The organism is Sphingobacterium sp. MAE, from assembly GCF_056711605.1.
In genome coordinates this window covers 4,105,426-4,127,922 of the sequence record NZ_CM160044.1, presented here as the reverse complement: position 1 = coordinate 4,127,922, position 22,497 = coordinate 4,105,426, and the positions used below count along the sequence as shown (strand labels likewise).

Annotated in this window: 25 protein-coding genes; 15 read left to right on the top strand and 10 right to left on the bottom strand. The window is 35.7% G+C overall.

All coding sequences use genetic code 11. From position 1 onward, the window contains the following. Nucleotides 1-154: 154 nt before the first annotated feature. Both ybaK and AC06G9_RS17695 read right to left on the bottom strand, forming a co-directional pair. A complete protein-coding gene (gene ybaK / locus AC06G9_RS17700) occupies nt 155-631 on the bottom strand; it encodes a Cys-tRNA(Pro) deacylase (RefSeq protein WP_045754695.1) in 477 nt (158 codons plus the stop codon). 396 nt (nt 632-1,027) lie between these two features. Continuing rightward, nucleotides 1,028-2,083 (bottom strand): outer membrane beta-barrel protein, encoded by a 1,056-nt coding sequence (locus AC06G9_RS17695; protein WP_293924113.1) that lies wholly within the window; start codon nt 2,081-2,083, stop codon nt 1,028-1,030. Nucleotides 2,084-2,411: 328 nt separating this feature from the next. On the opposite strand from AC06G9_RS17695, the gene AC06G9_RS17690 reads away from it, so the two are divergent. From AC06G9_RS17690 to AC06G9_RS17665, 6 genes are all read left to right on the top strand, one after another. Beyond that, nucleotides 2,412-3,716, top strand: a complete 1,305-nt coding sequence (locus AC06G9_RS17690) for an ammonium transporter (RefSeq protein WP_045755626.1) — start codon at nt 2,412-2,414, stop codon at nt 3,714-3,716. A gap of 415 nt (nt 3,717-4,131) precedes the next feature. Next, nucleotides 4,132-5,271 carry a sensor histidine kinase gene (locus AC06G9_RS17685; RefSeq protein WP_045754697.1) on the top strand — a complete coding sequence of 380 codons (1,140 nt, stop codon included), beginning with the start codon at nt 4,132-4,134 and terminating at the stop codon, nt 5,269-5,271. Nucleotides 5,272-5,873: 602 nt separating this feature from the next. Continuing rightward, on the top strand, nt 5,874-7,115 hold the full coding sequence (locus AC06G9_RS17680; protein ID WP_248755734.1) for a quaternary amine ABC transporter ATP-binding protein: 1,242 nt from the start codon (nt 5,874-5,876) through the stop codon (nt 7,113-7,115). 2 nt (nt 7,116-7,117) lie between these two features. Then, entirely contained in the window at nt 7,118-7,945 is an 828-nt protein-coding gene (locus tag AC06G9_RS17675) for an ABC transporter permease (RefSeq protein WP_346567995.1), read from the top strand. A 10-nt stretch (nt 7,946-7,955) separates the two neighbouring features. Next, nucleotides 7,956-8,786, top strand: a complete 831-nt coding sequence (locus tag AC06G9_RS17670; protein ID WP_260948412.1) for a glycine betaine ABC transporter substrate-binding protein — start codon at nt 7,956-7,958, stop codon at nt 8,784-8,786. 143 nt (nt 8,787-8,929) lie between these two features. Further along, nucleotides 8,930-9,235, top strand: coding sequence for a hypothetical protein (locus AC06G9_RS17665; protein WP_045754700.1), 306 nt, complete (start codon nt 8,930-8,932; stop codon nt 9,233-9,235). A 155-nt stretch (nt 9,236-9,390) separates the two neighbouring features. On the opposite strand, the gene AC06G9_RS17660 is transcribed toward AC06G9_RS17665, so the two are convergent. From AC06G9_RS17660 to AC06G9_RS17635, 6 genes are all read right to left on the bottom strand, one after another. Beyond that, nucleotides 9,391-10,686: a TonB-dependent siderophore receptor gene (locus tag AC06G9_RS17660; RefSeq protein ID WP_480956866.1), complete on the bottom strand. Its 1,296-nt coding sequence runs from the start codon at nt 10,684-10,686 to the stop codon at nt 9,391-9,393. A 70-nt stretch (nt 10,687-10,756) separates the two neighbouring features. Next, nucleotides 10,757-11,803 (bottom strand): TonB-dependent receptor plug domain-containing protein, encoded by a 1,047-nt coding sequence (locus AC06G9_RS17655; protein ID WP_480956865.1) that lies wholly within the window; start codon nt 11,801-11,803, stop codon nt 10,757-10,759. Nucleotides 11,804-12,128: 325 nt separating this feature from the next. Then, nucleotides 12,129-12,665 carry a dihydrofolate reductase family protein gene (locus AC06G9_RS17650; RefSeq protein ID WP_480956864.1) on the bottom strand — a complete coding sequence of 179 codons (537 nt, stop codon included), beginning with the start codon at nt 12,663-12,665 and terminating at the stop codon, nt 12,129-12,131. A gap of 119 nt (nt 12,666-12,784) precedes the next feature. Continuing rightward, complete coding sequence (locus AC06G9_RS17645; RefSeq protein WP_480956863.1) at nt 12,785-14,077, bottom strand: DUF3108 domain-containing protein; 1,293 nt, start codon at nt 14,075-14,077, stop codon at nt 12,785-12,787. A gap of 370 nt (nt 14,078-14,447) precedes the next feature. Next, on the bottom strand, nt 14,448-14,630 hold the full coding sequence (locus AC06G9_RS17640; RefSeq protein WP_045754703.1) for a hypothetical protein: 183 nt from the start codon (nt 14,628-14,630) through the stop codon (nt 14,448-14,450). Nucleotides 14,631-14,698: 68 nt separating this feature from the next. Then, nucleotides 14,699-14,983 (bottom strand): Bor family protein, encoded by a 285-nt coding sequence (locus AC06G9_RS17635; protein WP_248755738.1) that lies wholly within the window; start codon nt 14,981-14,983, stop codon nt 14,699-14,701. A gap of 429 nt (nt 14,984-15,412) precedes the next feature. On the opposite strand from AC06G9_RS17635, the gene AC06G9_RS17630 reads away from it, so the two are divergent. From AC06G9_RS17630 to AC06G9_RS17615, 4 genes are all read left to right on the top strand, one after another. Further along, nucleotides 15,413-15,658, top strand: a complete 246-nt coding sequence (locus AC06G9_RS17630; protein WP_293924994.1) for a hypothetical protein — start codon at nt 15,413-15,415, stop codon at nt 15,656-15,658. An 81-nt stretch (nt 15,659-15,739) separates the two neighbouring features. Next, nucleotides 15,740-16,189, top strand: coding sequence for a lysozyme (locus AC06G9_RS17625; protein WP_045754706.1), 450 nt, complete (start codon nt 15,740-15,742; stop codon nt 16,187-16,189). A 5-nt stretch (nt 16,190-16,194) separates the two neighbouring features. Then, nucleotides 16,195-16,572: a hypothetical protein gene (locus AC06G9_RS17620; RefSeq protein ID WP_480956862.1), complete on the top strand. Its 378-nt coding sequence runs from the start codon at nt 16,195-16,197 to the stop codon at nt 16,570-16,572. Next, nucleotides 16,529-17,032: a hypothetical protein gene (locus AC06G9_RS17615; protein ID WP_346567988.1), complete on the top strand. Its 504-nt coding sequence runs from the start codon at nt 16,529-16,531 to the stop codon at nt 17,030-17,032. Before AC06G9_RS17620 ends, AC06G9_RS17615 begins: the two co-directional genes overlap by 44 nt. A 219-nt stretch (nt 17,033-17,251) precedes the next feature. Here the strand turns inward: AC06G9_RS17615 and AC06G9_RS17610 are convergent, their stop codons facing one another. Beyond that, nucleotides 17,252-17,689, bottom strand: coding sequence for a hypothetical protein (locus tag AC06G9_RS17610; RefSeq protein ID WP_260948418.1), 438 nt, complete (start codon nt 17,687-17,689; stop codon nt 17,252-17,254). Between the two features lie 448 nt (nt 17,690-18,137). Between AC06G9_RS17610 and AC06G9_RS17605 the strand changes: the two genes are divergently transcribed. Together AC06G9_RS17605 and AC06G9_RS17600 are read left to right on the top strand one after the other, a co-directional pair. Next, the gene (locus tag AC06G9_RS17605; RefSeq protein WP_248755743.1) at nt 18,138-18,944 is read left to right on the top strand and encodes a helix-turn-helix domain-containing protein; all 807 of its coding nucleotides are present in this window, start codon (nt 18,138-18,140) and stop codon (nt 18,942-18,944) included. Between the two features lie 441 nt (nt 18,945-19,385). Then, on the top strand, nt 19,386-19,808 hold the full coding sequence (locus tag AC06G9_RS17600) for a lipocalin family protein (protein WP_248755744.1): 423 nt from the start codon (nt 19,386-19,388) through the stop codon (nt 19,806-19,808). Between the two features lie 427 nt (nt 19,809-20,235). On the opposite strand, the gene AC06G9_RS17595 is transcribed toward AC06G9_RS17600, so the two are convergent. Then, nucleotides 20,236-20,598 (bottom strand): hypothetical protein, encoded by a 363-nt coding sequence (locus AC06G9_RS17595; RefSeq protein ID WP_480956861.1) that lies wholly within the window; start codon nt 20,596-20,598, stop codon nt 20,236-20,238. 330 nt (nt 20,599-20,928) lie between these two features. On the opposite strand from AC06G9_RS17595, the gene AC06G9_RS17590 reads away from it, so the two are divergent. The 3 genes from AC06G9_RS17590 to hypB all read left to right on the top strand — a co-directional run bounded on the left by AC06G9_RS17590 (nt 20,929) and on the right by hypB (nt 22,492). After that, nucleotides 20,929-21,318 carry a hypothetical protein gene (locus AC06G9_RS17590; RefSeq protein WP_094771383.1) on the top strand — a complete coding sequence of 130 codons (390 nt, stop codon included), beginning with the start codon at nt 20,929-20,931 and terminating at the stop codon, nt 21,316-21,318. 91 nt (nt 21,319-21,409) lie between these two features. Next, nucleotides 21,410-21,757, top strand: coding sequence for a hydrogenase maturation nickel metallochaperone HypA/HybF (locus AC06G9_RS17585; protein WP_045755029.1), 348 nt, complete (start codon nt 21,410-21,412; stop codon nt 21,755-21,757). A 6-nt stretch (nt 21,758-21,763) separates the two neighbouring features. Next, nucleotides 21,764-22,492: a hydrogenase nickel incorporation protein HypB gene (hypB, locus tag AC06G9_RS17580; protein ID WP_248755746.1), complete on the top strand. Its 729-nt coding sequence runs from the start codon at nt 21,764-21,766 to the stop codon at nt 22,490-22,492. Nucleotides 22,493-22,497 lie beyond the last annotated feature (5 nt).

Here is a 22,497-nt window from a genome sequence, read left to right as displayed (position 1 = left end):
TTGTAGAAATCAAAGGCGAAGTCACGAAAATAGGAATTTATAATTGAAAAGGTTGCTATTCTTTTTGGAATAAGTGGTCGATATTGGTTGCTTTTATAGGGTTAAAATGAAATCCTTCAATATTTTTTTTGTATTTTTATACAGTTGAATTGCGTTAGGCGATACAGATGATATCAGCAAAATTAGCATGTGTTACTTTGATCAAGTCATGGGGGTTGATTTCAATCTGTAGGCCCTTTTTGCCGGCGCTAATGATTATTTTATTTTCTAAGGAGGCGAGTTCTTCTAGGTATGTTGGAAATGCTTTTTTCATTCCTATAGGAGAACAGCCACCTCTGATATAACCCGTTACATGCTGCAGGTCTTTCATCGGGAGCATTTCACATTTTTTATTACCAGAGATATGAGCTAATTTTTTTAAGTCTACCTGTGCATTTCCTGGTATAACAGCGACGATATAGGGATCTTTCTGTCCAGTTAGCACTAGGGTCTTGTAGATCATTTCTACTCGAATTCCTAAAGTTTTCGCCACTTCCGTTGCACTTTGGTGCTCATCTTTTACTTCATAATTCTTTAATTCATAAGTAATGTCCAGGTTGTCGAGGATGCGAGCAGCGTTAGTTTTTACCATTTCTTTGAGATGTGTTTTTCTATAATCTAATAAGCGTCATGTAATAAAAAATGAATGTAACGATGTTTTTGTAAAAAAACAATTTGTAAATCTATGGTGTGAAATTTAAAAATTGGACTTTGATGATTATGGTGTTTTGGTTTTTATTGAAATACTAAGCGTTTGTTTTATGAAAAGTAATCGTATTGTTTTTGTGAATTATTAACAAAAAAGGGATTGAACAAATAAAATGAACAATCCCTTTTTTATTTAAAATCTTACTTCATTGTCAAAATAATATGTCCTGTTCTGAATGCTTAATTGTTCACATAAGCCTCCTGACTATTCCGAAAAACATAACCTATTATATTTTAAATAAGGGTTTTTGTATGGTTGACAGTCTGGTTATGTTATTTTTTAGAATGCATATACAAGTGCAAGTGAAAACTGTCCAGCATTTTTTGTTGGAGAAAGGTCTTGCTTGACAAACATTTGTGAATCGCTGTTGTCCAATCTAATTTCGGGGATAAATGTAAATCCATGATGTTTGAAGTTTGCTGTTAGAGTGGTTGCGATAATTTTATTACTGCTTGTTTCGGTTGCGGGCATTTCCTTTGTTTTGAAGTATTCTCCACGAATACCTATGCCAATATTTTCATTGATATTCACCTTTGGATATAGTGCTACTCCCGCATATCCACCTTCACCTTTTCTATTGTAATTTGTCGCATTTGCTCCTAATGAAAACATAGGGGAGAATGAATAGTTTCCTACGAAATCAATCAAGGTTCCGGAGCTATAATTAGCTGCGCCACCTTGTGAAGAACCCGTAAGAAAGTTTAGATAAAAACTTGATTTTTCATTTGGTGTTACTGATAATTGCGATCCAATGTGCGATACGCCATTTAGATCTTGGTATACATTCCAGTCATTAAAGATTCCAACCATCAGCCCCACTTTGTCAGAAAAAGCGTATTGCGCTTTTATTCCGGCATCTTGAAAAGGTCCGGCGCCAAAAAGATAAGAAGTAGAATAGTGAAAATTGAATGAAGGGCAAATAACCTCGTAGCCCACAAACGTACCCATAAATCCAGCTGTCAGACTAAGTTTTTCCGTAAGTGCGTACGATATATAAAGATTTTGAATATGAAAACTGTTTTTGTCATCTCCATCTTGACCATCTCCATTCAATATAGATCGATACTGGCCTCTTGGTCCAAAGGATAGTTCACCGACGAATGATGCTTTTCCAGTCGTTTTTTTAAGAGCAAGGTCGACCATTCCAATGGATACAGAATTGTTGTCTTCTGTAAAATAGGTATTGATATTCGGTTGTTTTTGAAAATCATATTTCCAATATGTATCTACCGAGCCTGATATTTCCAAGTCTAATAAGTCGTATTTTTTACTTTGCGCGTATATTTTTCCAAAAAATATGACTAAAAATAATGTTGCTGAGATGATTTTTTTCATTTTTTAATGTTTTTAAATGTTTGTTTTTAATTTTTACTCATTTAAAATCACTAAAACCTCTAGTTGTTATATGTATTTGTGCTGCATGTAGATTTTTTTTAATTAAAATTTATAGTTTTTAGCATTTATTCTAGTTGTTTTTGTGTTTTTAGGTTGATTATGTTTAGGATCCTACTGTAAATATATGATTTTTTTTATATTTTATTGATTTTTTAATTATTTGAAGTTATATTTGAATAAAATAAAATCAATTACATTTGTTTTTGGTTATTTTGTAACAAAAAATAGTATTATTTATGAAATTATTAAACTTAAATCTTTGAATATTATGAAAAAATTCATTCCTCTTATTATTTTGGTATGTTTAGCAATTGTCGGCTTACTTACACCTTCATTAGAAGTCACTAATGTAGCAGGTGTGGAAATTGACACAGGTGATACCGCCTGGTTGCTAGCATCGTCTGCTTTGGTATTGATTATGACTCCAGGTTTAGCATTCTTTTATGGTGGGATGGTCAGTAAGAAGAATGTAATCTCCACGATGATGCAAAGTTTCATCTGTATGTGTATTATTTCTGTGCTGTGGGTCATCTTCGGCTTTAGTTTAGCTTTTGGAGAGGATATTGGGGGTATTATTGGAGATCCTCGAACTTTTTATATGATGAAAGGCATGTTGGGTAATGTGTCTTGGTCAGCTCTGCCTACGATCCCGCTCGTATTATTTGCGATGTTTCAACTGAAATTTGCCATTATTACGCCCGCGCTTATTACAGGGGCTTTTGCCGAACGTGTTCGCTTTAACTCGTTTATGGTATTCATTATTTTGTTCAGTATTTTTATTTATATGCCCTTGGCACATGCTACTTGGCATCCAGAAGGTATACTAGCTAAATTTGGTGTTTTAGATTTTGCAGGTGGTACTGTTGTGCACATGTCTGCTGGATGGGCAGCGTTAGCATCAGCTATATATCTTAAGGGGCGTAAAAAGCCAACACACTCTCCAGCTCGTATTAGTTATGTGATTTTAGGAACAGCTTTGCTGTGGTTTGGCTGGTTTGGATTTAATGCTGGTTCTGCTGGTGGTGCAAATAGTCTTGCAGCATATGCTTTTGCTACAACAACAACCGCATCAGCTGTAGCGGCTATTGCTTGGATATTTGTAGATATCATTCGTGGCAAAAAACCATCTGCTATGGGCGCTTGTATTGGAGCTGTTGTTGGATTGGTGGCCATTACACCTGCAGCGGGTTTTGTTACCATTTCACATTCCATTGTTATTGGACTTGTAGCTGCTTTAGTCAGTAATTTAGTTGTGTTCTTACGTAGCAAAACAAGTATTGACGATACCTTAGATGTATTTCCTTGTCATGGAGTCGGTGGTATGGTTGGTATGATCCTTACAGGTGTTTTTGCTAATAGCAGTGTCAACAGTGTCGTGACGACCAATGGCTTATATTTCGGTGAAACGGGTTTGTTTATCGCGCATGTAGTGGCGCTTATTGCTGTGTCTGTATTTGCATTTTTCGGATCTCTTCTTTTGATTAAAATAACAGATCTAATCACGCCGCTTCGTGTACATGAAGTGGAGGAAGAACTTGGATTGGATATTACTCAACATGATGAGGAATTGTAACACTAACATTATTTGAACCAATATTAACTCTTGTAAAGGTGCAGTATTTGCTGCACCTTACTTGTTTTTAGGTCAGTTATTAATTTAATATCATCCTTTTTTTAATTTTCAGTCCTCACCGACCATCATTAATCTTTCTTTTCTATAGCTTTGATTAATGGTCTAATCTTGCTCCAGTATTTTTTATAGGAGGTGAACTTACCAAGTTTATTTTTTTATCTACATCCCTGTGAGAAACCAACAGTAAGCGCCATTGAGACATTTCTTCTGCTTCCTTTTTCGCTTGAGCATGTCTGTTGTTATTGTTAATTATAAAATTTCAGATAGGTGAAACGATTTGAATAGAAAATTTCAGATAACTTTGTTCAAAGATTACCCTATTATGTGATGGTGTGTGATCTAGACTTTGCGGAAAATGGAAGAAATCAATTATTCTGATAAAAATAGACGACTGGTGCCTACCCGTTTTAAACGGATGTTCTTGGTCGTATTTGCATTTGTTTTGCATTATTTAGTTTCTTACATCCTCGATCCGTATTCTGCCTATTGGCAAGATTATTTTAAAAGAAGCATCTCTGAGATTGTAGCAGAATGGGCGGTTTCTTTTTTATTTTGTTTTCTGATTTCTGAAGTAAGTATTTTTATCCATCGAAAGTTGAACATGCGCGTTCCTTGGACACAAAATAAATCGAAAAGGCTTTTCCTTGAAATCACCCTTAATTTCATCGCTGTACTGACGCTTATTTTGATGAATATGATTTGCTATGCGATCATAGATCCTCAGTCTGCTCAAATAGAATCAGTTCCTTCTATGGAGGAAATAAAAGATATTTTGCAATGGATCGTCGTGAGTTTAGTGATTTCTTTTATGATTATTTCCATCAATACCATGAGTTATCTGATCAACAATTGGATTGAAACAGCTACGGAAATGTCTGCCCATAAAATAAAAGCTGCTGAATTAAAACAAGCATCTGTAGAGGCTGAGCTTAATGCATTGAAGATGCAATTGGATCCTCATTTTATATTTAATAATCTCAGCGTACTTTCCGAATTGATATTGGAAGATCAACAGCTTGGATTCGAATATTCTGAAAATTTTGCTAAAGTGTATCGGTTTTTATTAGTGAATAGTAAAAAAAATATGATAACGCTCGATGAGGAAATTAGATTTTTAAATGCCTATATATTTCTAATAGAACATCGCGTTGGTAGTGGTGTCAATTTTACGATTGATATCCAAGATCATAGTCGTCATATGTATATTCCCTCATTGACTTTACAATTGCTCATTGAAAATGCAATTAAACACAATTCTACCAATAAGCGACGTCCTTTAATGATTCATATTTCTAATGCCGAAGTCGGCAAGGTTGTTATCGAAAATACGTTATCACCTCTTGATCATTCGGAAATTACATCGACTGGTATAGGGCTTAATAATATTACAAGCCGTTTTCAGTTGCTGGGAGAACAAGTTCCAGAGGTGACCAGAGATCAACATACTTTTCGCGTGAGTATCCAATTGGTAACCTATGATAGTGAACATACATAGGTATATGGTTGCACGGGTTACAGGATGTTGCCGTCGGTCAGATCAATTCAAATATTGAACCCAAACAGGAATTTCTATATTAAAATATGGAGAGCTGAATTGATTTGGATGAGCTTAGGAATAGTGTTTAAAAAACGGGGTGTAAAACTGTTTTGATACCCTTTTGATTTTTTAAATTGGTGATTATTAGTGCTATATTGGGTGCTCTGTAAGCCAGTGTTTTAATGGCATAAAATGTCATTTATTTTATTTTTCGTACCTTTGTGCCGTCATATGACACGGAGGCCATGTTTTTTTCCGTTAAGACAGTCTCCTTTTTGGAGCTCTGTCTGAGTTGTTCGCCATATACTTGTTAAGTATAAAAGAGGTATTATTTTTTTATATCTCGTCTTTTAAAAGATTCATTTCTTTTTCATGATTGCTCTTCATCGAACTAAGAGTAAAATGTATTTATTATCAAGTTGATTGAACAAGAAGTAGGTCTACGATCGAACTCAGCTTTAGGGATATGTTTGTGTTATTAAAAATAACATGAATGTATTTGCTATTTAAAATATGCCCAATGTGACGTGACAATTTGTTTCATATCAAAAAAAATAAAAATGGATAAAAACAGAAAAGTTAAGATAAAAGTTGAAGACTTGACAATTGTGTTCGGTAAACAAAAGAAGTTGGCTCTAAAATTACTGGGTGAAGGTTGTACAAAAAAAGAGATTCTAGAAAAAACCGGTTGTACGATCGGTATTAATGAAGCTAATTTTGAGATCTATGAAGGAGAGTTTTTTGTCATTATGGGACTTTCTGGAAGTGGTAAATCGACTTTACTAAGATGCCTGAACCGATTGAACGAGCCTACTATGGGTAAAGTTTTTATCAATAATGATGATATCACCAGTAAGAATAACAAAGAGCTTTTAGAAGTGCGGAGAACTGAAATGAGTATGGTCTTTCAGAAATTTGGATTATTGCCTCATCATACCGTTTTGACCAACGCTGCTTTTGGTTTAGAAATTAGAGGCGAGGACAAAATGTCTCGTGAAGCGAAAGCTCAAAAAGCGCTTGACATCGTCGGTCTGAATGGTTTTGAACAGCAGTTTCCAATCCAGCTGTCGGGTGGGATGCAACAACGAGTAGGCTTGGCTCGTGCTTTGGCAAATGATCCGGAAGTCTTGTTAATGGATGAAGCATTTTCAGCACTAGATCCTTTGATCAAAACCGAGATGCAGGATCAGCTATTGGACCTTCAAGATACTTTGCAAAAAACTATTGTATTCATTACGCATGATTTGGATGAAGCCATCAAGCTTGGTGACCGTATCGTGATTATGAAAGATGGTATAATTGAGCAGATTGGTACGGCAGAAGATATTTTAACCAACCCTGCGAGTGATTATGTGAAAGCTTTTGTGGATAAAGTCGATCGAAAATCTATTATCACTGCGGGTTCATTGATGACTGAGAAGCCGACATTGGTCAGATTTAAAAAAGATGGCCCTGAAGGAGCGCTCCGTAAGATGAGAACAACTGGATTGGAAATATTACCTGTAGTGGATATTCATGATACTTTCTTAGGCTTTGTCAATATTAATGAGGTTATTCAAGCTGCCAAGCGTAAAGATCCAACTGTAGAGTCTATTATTCATATGAATGTGCCGTCTGTATCAAAAGATGTGACGGTGGAAGAGATGTTGCCATTGATTTCTGAGACACGATCTCCAATAGCGGTGGTCAATGATCAGAATAGATTGTTGGGCATAGTGACACAAACGTCGCTCATTATCGAAGCAACAAAGTTTAACGAAGAGGAAATTAACGAATTAAAAGAAAAAGCAAATAATCAATAACAATGAGTAAAATAATAGATATAGGTCAATATATTGAAGTTGCAATTAATTGGCTTACAGAAAATTTTAAGCCTTTATTCGATTTTATAAAACATACTGGTAATTCATCCATTATCGGATTAGAGTGGATATTTTTAGCGATACCATTTTTTGTGGTGATTGCACTTTTTACAGGTTTGGCATGGTGGAAATCCGGCAAAGGAGTTGCGATCACAACTTTATTAGGACTGACGCTGATTTACATGATGGGGTTTTGGAGGGAGACGATGGAGACTTTATCATTGGTTTTGGTTGCAACGGCTACAGCTTTGATACTTTCTGTTCCCTTGGGTATTTGGGCTGCAAAAAATAAACTAGCTGCGAAGATTATCCGCCCCATGTTAGACTTGATGCAGACGATGCCTGCTTTTGTTTATCTGATACCGGCAGTGTTATTTTTTAGTATCGGTAAAGTTCCTGGAGCATTTGCGACTATTATTTTCGCTATGCCGCCAGCTGTTCGTTTGACGACTCTGGGTATCGATGCTGTGCCAAAGGATATTGTTGAAGCAGCACGTGCTTTTGGAGCTACCAATCGACAAATCTTGTTTAAGGTGGAACTGCCTTTAGCGATGAAAACTATTTTAGCAGGTATAAACCAGACTATATTATTGTCCCTATCCATGGTCGTGATTGCTGGAATGATCGCAGCAGGAGGTTTAGGAGAAAAAGTACTTGAAGGAATCAATAATCTGGATATAGGACTTGGATTTGAAAGTGGTTTGTCTGTCGTCATCTTAGCCATTATCTTAGATAGGATAACACAGGGTTTTGTACAGAATAAAAAATAATATGAAGAACATGAAATTAGCGTTAATCTGGGGTATTATCTTATTGCTAAGCGCTTGTCAGCCAGATGGTAACAAAAAATATATCAATGTAGGTATGGTGGATGGCTGGGCAGAAGGTGTTGCCATGACCTATGTTGCAAAGGCGGTTCTAGAAGAAATGGATTATCAACTGGTGATCCAGCGCGCTACACCCGATATGATATTAGCATCCATGAACAATGGCGATACAGATCTTTATATGGATGTTTGGCTTCCTTTGACTCATGGTTCTAAAATTGCAAAATTTCCCAATCTTGTTGATATCGGTACGAGTTATGCGCATGCCAGAAATGGTCTGGTTGTACCCGATTATGTGCCTATCAATTCGATAGAAGAGTTAAGAACACACGAAGGTCAATTTAATCATCAGATCATGGGTATTGAAAAAGGAGCTGGTATCACGGCTGCGGTAGATCGTACCATAAAAGACTATGATTTAAACTATCGACAGGTCAATTCATCCACCGTAGCGATGATCACTGAATTGCAGAATGCGATTAAAGAAAAACGCTGGATTGTCGTCGCGGCATGGCAGCCACACTGGATGTTTGGCAAGATGAAGTTGAAATTTCTAGAAGATCCGAGAGCATCTTTAGGAACCGCAGAGCAGATCAAGATTTTTACGCGCAAGGAATTTCCTGCTGAGCAGCCCGAGTTGACACGTTTCTTTTCTCAGGTTCATTTTGATATGGGCACTATGGCCAATTTATTGATGAAAATGGAAGAAAGTAAAGATAAAGAATCTACCGCAAAACAATGGGTTGCAGACCATCGATCTTTGGTCAATAGTTGGTTGCGATAGTAAAGATCTTGATGATTTTAATGGACTGAATTTTGTTTAATCTTTGGATTTTTGAATTTCATATAAAAAGCAAGTACTTTCGTATAATATTAAAATTTCTTCCTACCTTAAAGACTAGATTTGTTTAGCAGCATCGTTAATGTATGATGATTAATAATGCGGTATGGTTATATCTTAAATTAAGAATAATGATGGTCAAGCAGGTATTAATTTTTAAAAGCTCAGTAAAAACAAACGAAAAGAAAAACTTTTTAATGCAGATCTTAAAGGTTAATATGCCGGAAGTACAATCTGCAACCTTGGATCTGGATGACGAAGATTCTATCTTTCGTATAGAAACCGAAGGATGTTGTATGGATCGATTAATAAGTCTTCTACAAATTCATGACATTAAAATTGATTTCTTGGATCGATTTATAGTTGAAAATAGGAAAGCTGATACGGCATAAGGATACTTTTATGGTGTTTTCGCATAAAGATCTTTTTGTATGAAGATTGGATTTTCATTATTAATGCATAAAAATGCTTATTTTGTATTCGTATTTTTTTATTGGATAGTATTAAAACATAGAGGCTGCACTTTGGCAGCCTCTATGTTTTAATACTAAAAACGGTAGGCGATACTACCTAAGATATTTCTTGGCATTTGCGGATTGACCGTTGTCCAACCTTTAAAGTAAGTTTGGTTGGTCAGATTATTTGCTTTAACAGCAAACTCCATATGTTTGTAACCATAAGACAGGCTGGCGTTCAGTAATGTATAAGACGGCAGTACAAAAGTTCCTGTAGGGACACTGTTGGTAATGATATTTTCACTAGCGTGATTAATTCCAAAACCAATACCTATACCTTTTAACGTTCCTTGTTGTAAAGTATAATTTGCCCAGATATTCGATAGATGTTTTGGGCCAGCTTCAGTAGGACGAAGGTTATTCACAGTAGCAGCAGCTTTTTTTGTTTTACTATCATTAAAACTATAGCTTAGGATGATATTAAGGCCTTGAATAGGAGCTGCAGTGAAATCAAAATCAATACCGCGACTTAGGCGTGTTCCATCCTGTACACTGATGTTGTATTTTTGTCCGTCGATTTCTACTGTTTCAGGACGGATCATGTGGTCGACACTGATGTCATAGTAACTGGCAGTAAGACCGATTTTATCCTCAAGTAGATTGAATTTTACACCAGCTTCCCACTGCGAAGCCTGTTGAGGTTTGAAATCACCAGATATACTAGGGTGTGGTTGTACCACAGGTGATACGTTTTTAAAACCATTTTGATAGTTTGCGAAGAAGGAAACCTGATCTTTGATCGCTTCATAAACGAGACCGGCGCGTGGCGAAAAGGCTGTTTGGTTAAATGCTCCGGTAGTCGTATCCTTATCGATGTTATAAGTTCCTTTGTTATTGAAATAATCCATGCGTAAAGCAAGGTTTAAATGCAATTGTGAAGTTATGTCCAATACATTGGAAACATATGCACCAAATACTTCGGTGCGGCCGCGATTGTTGGTTTTTGAACCATTGGAAGCAGCAATTGCGGCGTCAATAAAAGCAGCGTTAAATTTGTAGTAATCCGGATCGTCGTATGAAGTATTGATCTGATCCGTCTGTACATAAGGAGAGTTGTGCGTTTCTGTTTTTTGAGAAAGAAAATCTAGGCCCACAAGTAATCTATTGCGCATACCACCGATATGAAAATCACCTGTAAAATTTTGTTGTGCATTGAAGTTAGTTGCTACATAATTTTGAAGAGCTGCATATCGGTTAATCAAGGTGTCGTTGGTATTTTGCAAGTACATAATGTATTGAAAGTAACCATCAGATTTACGTCTGTTATAATTGACAGTTGTGTTGGATGTCCACTTCTCATGGATACGGTAGGTCACATTTCCACGCAAGTTGGTACTTGGGTTTTTAAACGTTACATCATTGTTGGTGTAAGACTTGTTAAAGTTAAATTGTAATTCATCAGGCGTTCTTTGCGAACAATTGACGGGAACGATTGAGGAATACCATCATAGGATTAGTCGCTTTGCTCTGATAAATTTCCGCATCCAGTTGAATGTCTAATTTGTCATTTGGTCTGTAAAGTAAAGAAGGTGCAACAAAAAATGATTTATTAAATCCTGCGTCCTGGAATGTCCCAGTGTGCGAATATGCTGTATTGATACGGCCGAGAAGTTTTTTGTTTGCTGTCAAAGGGCCGTAAACATCTGCTGTCACGCGATGTTGTGCATAGCTACCAAAGATATAATTGACACGTCCACCTATAGTATCCAACGGTTTTTTAGTGATGTTATTGATCAATCCACCAAAGCCAACTGCAGCACCACCATACAAAGAACCTGAAGGACCTTTAATCACCTCGATTGTTTCTAAATTAGCGGGATCAGGATTCGTGCTGGCAATGCTGACCACTCCATTGACCATCGCTGCCTGTGTCGTAAATCCACGTAAGGTGTAGTAGGAGACTCCATCTCCGGGGCGACCGGTCGCTGCCCATAATTTGTCAATACCCGAAACATTGGCCAATGCATCGTCATAATTTGTATTTACTTGACTTTTTAGCAATTCTTTGGTAACAACAGCATAAGATTGCGAGTTTTCCATATTGCGAAGAGGCATTTTAGATACGTATAAGCTTTGTTTGCGCGTATACTTATTCTTGTTAGTGCCATTGATCACTATTTCTTCTAGTGTGGATTGGTTCTCGGTAAGATAGATGTCAGCAATGGTATTTCTTTTTTCTTCTATCTGGATCTCTCGGGTCTGAGATTGAATGCCAATGGCTGAGATATAGATTTGTGCAGGACCGGGTTTTACTGATTTTATGAGATAAGAACCGTTGGCTCTAGTAGAAACGCTGATGTCCTGAGGAAGTAGTTTGACCGTGATGCCTTCAACTGGCTTTCCATCCGCGGAGAATATCTTCCCATATATATCTGTTTTTTGTTGCGCCTGCGCTTGGAGAGCGCATGGAAGCAGCAGCATGAGGTAGATGATAATATTATTCATATTGTTTATTACTTTTTATTTAGATTAATTATAAACAGTGCAAATATATTATTCATGTTACACTTTTCAAAGCGTAATTTTATTATCCTTTATATTTATTGAAAAAAGACAGTTTGTGTTTTTTGGACGGTCACAATCGCGCTATATAAAATGCCCGAAAAGCTTATGTGGAGATCATGAGTGTGGTGAAGCGTTGACAATCATTTTATTTAAGATACTAATATTTTGTTGTCGTCTATGAAAATAGAGTCAATATGATCTATGGAAGATAAATTGACTCTACTTTTTAATCAACGATCTAATCAGAATATCGCAAGTAGCTCAATTACACTCCAATGCTTTTGTAATGCAGTTGCGTTAATCCTGTTTTGAACTGTTTGGTTGAGACAAGTTTTAGGTTTTGCTCCGGTCTCCCGTCCTGAAAGAGTTTGGTTCCATTTCCAACTAAGATCGGAATAATCGAAATCACAAATTCATCAATTAAATTGTCCCTTAAAAGCGCATTGATGATTTCAGCTCCACCATCAATAAAAATTTTTTTTCCGGCTTCACTTTTCAATTTTAATATGAGGTCCTTTAGATCCGCTGTGTAGAAACTGGTGTTGCCAATAGCTGGTTTTGGAGTTCTCGTTATGATGTAAGATCGCTTATCTGCATGGTGAAATTCCGGAACGTGCCTCATGATCCAATCATATGTTTTTCTCCCCATCACTACCGTATCTACAGATGCTATAAACGTTGCATAACCGTAGTCTTCACCTTCCTGTTCTACTAGGGATAAAAAACCCAGGTCATCATTTGGTTTAGCGATATAGCCATCTAAACTCATGGCAATATATAGGATTACTTTTCTGTCTACCATATGCTGTTTCTTTATTTTAAAATTATACTTCTTTCATTTACATACAATGGAAGTCAGGTTTCACTACTTTGATCTAGCATAGTAGGTTGAATCACGAACTTCTATATTTGATCATGGACTTAGTTATCTTTTAAGTTGACCTCTTTTTTTTCTCCATTTTTGTCTATGGTCACTCGTTTTTCTATATGAGCCTGATCCCTGTAATGCTGTCTAGCAGAGGCATAGTTAGTATTAGATCCGGTATATCCCCAGTAATTATAATAATTAGTATATCCAGTTACATACGAATAGTTATACGAGTTGGTAAAATCAAAACTGGCCATGATCACATATGTCCCAGGGAGAAGATCCGCAAATTCAAAATGTCCCTCATCATCATAAACCTTCGCTTTCTTAATTCCTGCTCCAAAATTTGAATCTAATGGTACCTCAGGTATTTTCCCTTGTTTTTTTATCTTTTTATTAACGGCGGTCCACTCTTCGTAGTATGCAGAATTTGGGAAAAGTGTGATTTCCGTACCCTTTGGAGCAAACTGTTTTTTGGCCGTATTGACCAGTCCGCCCAGTTTCTTGCCCGTGTTATCTTTTGCATAGGCCGTTCCTGTAATGACACTACTACCTGTTGTAATCTGCTGTACCGCCTGTTCTTTATTGAACTGACTTTTTATCGGTTGGTAGTCTAGTTCTTCATTGGTACAGATTTCCCACATGCCATTGCCCAAGGACATTTCCCGTTGCCATAAACGGTGATCTTTTTTGTCAATCACATAGTTGTAGATCGCTCCTGTGCTTTCTTCCAATACGGAGGCTAACCACGTATCATGGTTTCCGGTTTTAGGTGAACGATAAGCATAACTTTTAACCTCTTTGATGATGTAGTTGGAAGTTAAAGTATCCGAGTTGTCATCGTAATAAAACTGCGAAAAAGTTCCTTTATAGCCTACAGTGAGAGGTAAGGTAGTCATCATATTATCAGCTAGGTTGAAATCAATAAATGAACCTGGTGATTTTAAATTCAATATTTTATCCTTTTTGGTTTGTTTTGAATAATAATTCCCTCTTATGGTTTCTCCAAAATCGAGGTTGAATTTACTTCCGCTGCTTTCAGATTGGTAACTGATCGATCTTAGGGTCTTAGCATCTGCAACAGACGTTCGGATATTAGACCACTCATTACTTTTGTCTGTGTATTTGTAATGGAATATCAATTGATTGTTTTCGTAAGAGATGTCATAAGTCATCGTTCCTTTCTTTGTCCAGCTAGTATCCTTTACATAGTATACCGTGTATAAAGATTTTTGAGGTTTAAGATAAGACGTATTAATATCAGGACTGCCAGGTGCAATCATTTTTTGACAAAGTGCTATAAAAGGAAGCAGATTAAGTACGAGTATAAGAGTTTGTTTATTCATGTGCATTTTTACTATAAAAAAGATAAAAAGGGCGTTAAATATTCACTCATTTAATTTTTATCTAAGATAATAAAAATGTAAAAAAATAGAAGCACTTCAGTTCTTCGTATTTATCAAGCCACATTTATAGCCTATTTCTTTTTTTTCGGGTGCTGGGGATGTAATGATACTTATCTGAAGATATACTATGTTTATTACTTAATAGATATCTTGATGTTGCACTGTTTGATTTTGAAGTAATTAGATAATAGGATTATTAAAGTGAAGTACGCGGAGTGCAGAAGAATTTTAAATTTAAAAATTTATTTTTGATAGGTACAAGTCAGGTATAGCGTGTTAAAACTGAAATAGAGGTAGGCTGATATAGGACTTAATTTCTTTTGCGTATTGTTATGATAATAAAAATGAGGATGGTCAATAACAGAATTTTGCCTGCCAAAAAACCATAATCAAAACTGCTCATCGGAGTATTGCCGACAAATAGGATATTTAAAATACTGAATAGTATATATACACAAATTGCAATAGCTGTCCAGAAAAATACTTTTTTCATGATATAGATTATAGGATAGATTTAAAAGGCTGCCAGTAGACAGCCTTTCAAATTAAATTTAAGCGTTACTATTTCGTAACAGTCGTCACTGTTGGTGTGTAGATACCAAATGTGATTGCAGATAATAGACCATTTACAAAAGATTGTCTAGTATGTACGGTGTAATTTTCAGCACCTTCAGCCATTGCTTTTGAATCTGAAACTCCAACTGGAGCTAACCCGGCGATCACATAATGGTTCCATTTTGTTACTTGTTGACTTCCTTGTGCACCTTTTCCTACTACACTGGTGTAAGAATAACAAGAGGTTAGCATAGCAGAAACTGTTAAGACAGCTGCGAATTTGAAAAACATTTTCATTTATTTATAATTTAGTAATATATGTAGCTGATTTATTGTATATCTATATAGTTTAATTCCAAATATCGGTAGTCATTAATTTTTGGGATTATAAAATATAAATAGTGCAGCAAGATATTAATTTTAATTAATATTTATTGATAATCGTGATATTGAATTTAAATCTGTTATTCTACTGTAATTGATAAGCTACAGTAGTCATATGAAGATGAAAGCTCAATTCATTTTTATTTTACTTTAAAATAGCCTATTATTCTTTTCTTATTTCTCTGAATTTTAACACATTTCGATTGTTAAAGTGTGATTATATCTGACATTTTCGGTATCCCACCGATACCGCGTACAAAACATAGATATCCGGATTTTTTGTCTCATAACTGCTCTACTTTTGTAGTAGATATTTCAAACTAGTATAAAACAAAAATGAAAGAGAAAATTTCAGCAGCCCTTACAGCCCGATATAAAGAGCTGGGTTTTGAAGCAAAAGCAATTTCGGAAGTAGCCCATTATTTGGCTAAAAAAGTAATCTATGAAGAAGATATTGATGGTGCGATCCAAGATGTAAAAGGGCTGCTGGAAGTCTTTCAGCGTAATGCAAGTACACCAATTCGATGTGCTGTTATTAATCACAGCAAGTGTATCGGTCAAACTTCCATTTCATGCAAATAATCTAGGCGTTGGAATAGACGGCCATTAATTACAGATAAGCTCTCCGTCAGGGAGGGCTTTTTTTGACAAAAAGAAATGATTATGAAGATAGGACAAAAAGGATTACAACTGATAAAGGATTTCGAGGGTTGGTACAGCAAACCTTATCTCGATCCTATTGGGATACCCACTATAGGTTATGGATTTACCTATTATCTTCCCAGCAGACGGCGCGTCGCCATGCAAGATATTCCACTCACAAGAGAAGAAGGTGATCGGATGTTAACCGATATCCTTACATATTATGAAAATGATGTGCTGAGACTAGTGATGAAACCCCTCAAGCAATCACAATTTGATGCATTGGTATCTTTCACATACAATTTGGGTGCGACAAACTTAGGTAAATCAACATTGTTGAAGAGGATCAATCAAGATCCAAATGATAAGCGTATTGCAGACGAGTTTATGAAATGGGACAAAGCAGGAGGGAAGGTTTTACCTGGTTTGGTACGACGTAGAGCGGCAGAAGCAAAATTATATTTTAGTTAGGCGTGATGGAACTATTGGAATTAGTGGAACGATTTGGTACGCCTGTGATCACCGGAATAATTGGTTATTTCGTTGGGCGTCCAAAGCAGCAAGCAGAGGTGGAAGCCACCAATGTCGAAAATGCAGGAAAGGTGATTGATAAATGGGCAGGTTATGCAGATCGCTTGGAGAAGAATATCGAACAGCTACGCGCTGTCATTGACGATTTAAACGATGCTTTGCGCATTGCAAATGATGAGCATATAGCTTGTGCAAAAACATTAGCGAAGCTACAGGCGGAATATGATGACCTCATGAAACTTTTTAATGAATTACAAATTGAACTAAAGAAAATTAAAAATGAAGATAATAGCAGGAATGATCGTAGTCATACTTTTAGTTAATGGCTGTGGTTTATTTAAAAAAACCACAAAAATAAAGCAATCGGAAATAAATGAAAACATAAGCGCCATACAGCTTGATTTAAAAAAAGAGAATGAAACACTGGTGACAACGGAAACAGATTTGCAATCTTTTGTATGGCTGGATGGAGAGACTATGATACAATTAGAAGGAGAAAATGTTAGGATTGAGAAAGATGGTACCGTCCTTATGGGTAGAGGTAAAGTCCATCAGAAAAGCCGAGAGCAATCCAGTGCAGTGCAGTTGATGAGTAAAGCTACAAAATTGGAACAACATGAAAAGAAACAGACAGCGATTGAAACAAAACAAAAAAACACTTTCGAAAAGAAAGCTTCCAGTCGTGTCAGTAAGCTAGAATCGAGTATGATATTCTGGTTTTGCATCACTCTTTTTATACTAATTTTCAGTTGTGTACTCTGGATCAGGAAAAAGATCAGATAGAAATTGCACGATGTAAAAAAAGACCACTTACCTTTTGTTAAGATGGTCTTTTTTTTGTGTTCATGGACTACGAGTTTTGGACTTCTCGGGTTTTTACTTGCTCCATATTTCTGATATAATTTTGGAGATAAACTCATTTTTAATTGTATATAATGGGTGTTATCGTCTTCCGTTTCAGATTAAAAGTACCTGATGTTTTCGAACGATCACTTAAGGGCTCTATTTACTGTTATACCTCGTATGTATGAGGTAATAATTTGCGATCTGTTTAATTTCTTTTTTAAAATCACTGTACATGTCGTATTGATTACAGGCACAGATAATGGATTTTTGTAGAGTATCGTTACTAATATTCAGGTACGGGATAGTTTCCTTATAGATCGTGCTTTTTACTTTAGTCTTCAACGAAACCAATTTTTCCGGCTGAAAGATTCTGAGTACTACAGAAATGGCTTTGTACCGATGTTGGATGTCTTTATAGTTGATGAATTCACCTTTTATCTGTTCAGGATTGATTCCAACAAATGCGCAATAGCAATCTATTACTGCATGGATTTTGGATAGATCAGGTTCGTATATGCTATTGATCGTTTTGAGTACATCCGGGTGATTTTCTGTTAAAAAGTTCATAATAAAAGAATGATATAGTGTGTTCATGTTTTCAATTGTTAATGGTTTTATAACGCATTTAGTGGGCTAAAAAGCTTTGGTTATAGTATGTATGCTGATCGCTTTGCTTGTTCAACTAATGCCCGCAATAGGAGGAACATATTTTTTGAAGCTGCTTTCATGCAAGAATGGTATGGATTCTTTTCATCTGCTTATTTTTTTTGTGCTGTATACTGTTTTTATCGTTCAATGTAATTATTGAGTTAAACAAAGTTAAACAGAAAAGTTAAACTTCAAAGATTTTTTTAAATTATTTTATACACATATAGTTTTAATATAAATAATATTAAACTTTTTTGTTTATATTTAATATTCTTATAATCAGTATTTTAGATGATTATTATTGCTTATTGTTTGTTTGGGTTAACTAGATTGTGTAACTTAGCGTCAGGTTGTTATGTTTTTGTGTAACAATTGATTAAATACTATGAAAATCATGGAAACTTACCTAAATAATAATTTTGAGGTATTACGCTTGGAAATGAAAGTGACCAATCGCGAATTTGCGGCTATTTTAGGTGTGCGGGAACAGGTGTATTCGCGCATCAAAAAAGGCGAATATCCCATAGGTTTGACCATGAAAACCCGTATAGAAAATGCATTTCCGCAGGTCAATTATGATTGGTTGCTTTACAATCGTGGAAATCGTGAAAAGCGCGAATCCTTTGTTCAGTCGGATGCGGTTTCTATGGTCAGTGTAGGAAACGGAAAATCCATCGGTTATTTTTCTGATGAAGTGAAATTTATGGATGAAAATAAAAACAACATCTTTTTTGAAGTTTCCCCTGGCCGCTATTTGATGCAGACCAAATTGGTGACCGAAAAAGCAAAAGCGGGTTACTTATCTGGTTTTTCCGATTCTGAATATATGGATGAGCTGCCCGCACATTTTATCACGGTCAATGAGTTTCATAGGGGTGTATACCGTTCTTTTGAGGTTAGTGGTGATAGTATGACTGACGGTACAGATGCAAGTGTCTTGGATGGCGATATCGTTACCGGACGTTTGATCAAAAGGGAGTTGTGGCTATCTAAATTCCATACCCATAAATATCGCTATTGGGTTATTGTACATCGTTATGAAGGGGTCATTATTAAAGAAATCAGCCATCATGATGTAGAAAAAGGTATCCTTACACTGCATTCCCTGAATGCCGATAAAGTCAAATATCCGGACTTTACCATTACACTCGACGATGTCGATCAGATTTTTAATGTCGTGGATATCAGTCGGTCTTTATAATTCGATATCATAAAATGGCTTATTTATGCACTGAGATCCGATTGATTGTGCTGTTGCTGTTGTTGTATTATAAATAAAAATACATCGATTTTAGAGCTGTCTTGCTTTCTTAAATTAATTATTAAATATGTGGAATAAGCAGCATCTCTATTTTATCAAATAAATATACAGCAGGTGCAAGTTTGGGGTAGTCACTCGTAGATTATATGTTATTTGTAAATTTATTAGTTATAGACGAATGAAAAAAGAGCTGTTTTATAACCTTATCTTACTTTTTATTATCATTCCATAGAGTGGCTTGTAAGCCACAATTTGTGATTTAAAACTTGGATATTTCCGAGCTTTATTTAGTTTTGCGAAGATTTTGAATGAATATAAATCTTTGTGAAAGGAAATGGATTTAGTGATCAATATAAAATTAAATTAACCCCTATAGTATATATGAAAAAAATAGTAACAATTATTGTTCTTTTTGTAACGGTGTTTGTTGCATCTTGTTCAAAAGATGAGGCTTCCATAGATGGATCTGAAAGTATTGTTGGACGTTGGGTTCTGCAAGAGATGCAGGAGTTAAATACAATGAAAAAAGTTCCTTATACCGATGGAATCGAATATTCGTTTAAAGCTGACGGTACCTTCACAGGTATTACAGTCGAAATCGATTTTGACGAAATTGAACCCGTTTGGATAAAAGTCCCAGTTTCGGGTAAGTACAAATTTTCTTCGGATAGACAAGAAATCACAATAACAGAAAATGGTCGTCAACAAGAAGTATTTGATGTCTATACTCTGACAACAAAAAAGATGATTCTACGGGGTAAATATCAAGATTTTGAAGTGCAATCTACATTTACTAAAAAATAGATCAGCGTATCAAATTTTGTATAATTCTTAAATTTCAGCAGTTATATTTCTTAAAAAAATCTTAGGCTTACTTCTGCATTAATATGATTTTTGGAGAGGAGACGATTGCTTACGCTAACTTCGATAAACATATCTTTTATTTTGATCATACATATTTAATTTATCTATATCATTGGTTTATATACTTTTGTAGAATAATAGGGGACTATAAAAAGTAAAGTAATTTGAATATCTTGAAGAGAATGTATTGATAAGGCTAAGTACGTGTGACTATTCGAACTTGATTAGATCCGGTTCAAATCGTTTTTCAAATTAGAAAGTGCCTCAAAGTTGGACTACTTTTTAGCTTTGTCCATCCCTTAGTTGTGAAATAGTAAAACCTTTTTACAAATTTGCGAACACTTCTTGTCTAGAAGGGGATGATTATTTAGAAATTTCGATCCTTTATGGTAAAGTAAGGTTTACTATTTCCTAAAGTTGGTTCCCTATTTCTCAAAGTTGGTTCCCTATTTCCTAAAGTTGGTTCCCTATTTCTCAAAGTTGGTTCCCTATTTCTCAAAGTTGATTCCCTATTTCCTAAAGTTGGTTCCCTATTTCCTAAAGTTGGTTCCCTATTTCCTAAAGTTGGTTCCCTATTTCCTAAAGTTGGTTCCCTATTTCCTAAAGTTGGTTCCCTATTTCCTAAAGTTGGTTCCCTATTTCTCAAAGTTGGTTCCCTATTTCCCAAAGTTGGTTCCCTATTTCTCAAAGTTGGTTCCCTATTTCTCAAAGTTGGTTTGCTCTTTCTCAAAGTTGGTTCGCTGTCACGATAGTTTATTCCGACTTATTTTATCTAATGAGTTATTTACATGTTAGTTGGGTAATTGTTTCTACGCTTTTACCCCACCATATCAAGACTAATACATGTTGTTAAATATCAGTAGATGAGCATTAATTGTCATCGTACTTTTTAGAGGTCGTCTTTATAAGGATTTTTCATATGACCTATTAAAAGTTTAATAGACAAAACGAAGATTATCCTATTTCGTGAAACAAAATTCAAGATTTGTGCTATTTTACTTCTCATTTTTTGCTGTAAATTTGTTGAATTAAAAACAATGAGTTTTTAGAATCGTTATTTATGATGTTGAGACTAGTTATTTTTGTGCTGTCAGTATGGTTTTTTCCTTTGCAATCTTTAGGATCAACCACTCATGCTACAGTACGGAATCGTGCTAGTTCTAGCTCCTTCCAAAGGAGATTTGATCCTGTGGATCAGTTGATCGATCATGCAGACGACAAGCTATCTGACAAGAAAAATTCTCTTTTTCAAGAAATGTATTTTTGGGATATCGATTTCGATCTGGATAAGGATTTTAAATATGACACATTATTTGCCATCTACGATTTAACTGTTCGCTTGTTATTTCCCCATCAGACAGCATATCTGGATACCTATTCATCACAAGCTGATCTTCCGGTCCAATCCCGTAAATTCCTACTTTTTGAGCAGATAAAGATACCTTTTTAATCTGCTATCCTGACGTATATGTTATAGCGTCAAAAACCTGAATCGCTACACACAAAAATCAATTCTATATTATCTAAGATTAAACACTATTATGCACGAGCTTAGTATTGTAAAGGATATCTTCGATACACTGGAAGGCCATTATGGTTCTCGAGTGGAAGATGTTCAACAGATTCAAGTAACCGCAGGTCTGCTGTCAAATGTGCAGCCTGTTCTGATCCAGAATGCTTTTGATGCCTTTATTACTGAGAATAGGGGGTATGCAGATATGGAACTGGAAGTTATCGTTAACGATATCTTAGCATATTGTGATGACTGTCAAAAGAATTTTCCAGTTCATTACCACCGTTTTGTATGTCCCTGCGGACGCTCTTCATCAACAATTGTTCAGGGAAACGAATTGTATATTTCAAAAGTAATTTTTAAACAAGAAAAATAAGAAATTATGTCAACTAACTCATCTAATCCAAAAAGTGCTGGAAACCGCGTCGGTTCAGTACAATGTGATAACACAACATTACATTTATTAAAAGCCAATGATTATGTTGCAAATGCTATCCGCGAACGTTTAAAAGACGTTTGTGTCATTAATGTTTGTTCTTCTCCAGGTTCCGGTAAAACAACTCTGATGCAAGAAACTGGAAAACTACTTGCAAATGATCTTAATATTTCGGTATTGGTCGGTGATCCTGAAACGGAGCGCGATGCGATCAGAATGCGTGAGGTTGGTCTCAATGCCTTGCAGATCGTGACTGGTGGTATGTGTCATATCGAGGCGCAGATGATTTTGCAGGCGCTTGACCATATTGATATCACAGGGACAGATCTCTTATTTATTGAGAACGTCGGTAATTTACTTTGTCCTTCAGCTTTTGATTTAGGCGAAGATTACCGTGTTACATTATTAGCAACAACTGAAGGTGATGATAAACCGAAAAAATATCCACGTATGTTTCTAACGAGTGAATTGATGTTGGTATCAAAATCTGATTTATTGCCCTATGTGCCTTTTTCAGTAGATGCTGTAACGAAAGATGCTCGTGAGGTAAATCCGAATATTGAAGTGATTACTATCAGTACATTAAAGCATGAGGGTATTGAAGAGTGGTGCAACTGGTTGAAAGAAAAAGTGAAGCAAAAAAAAGAATCGAGACTTCAACCGGAAGTAAAATAGGAGCT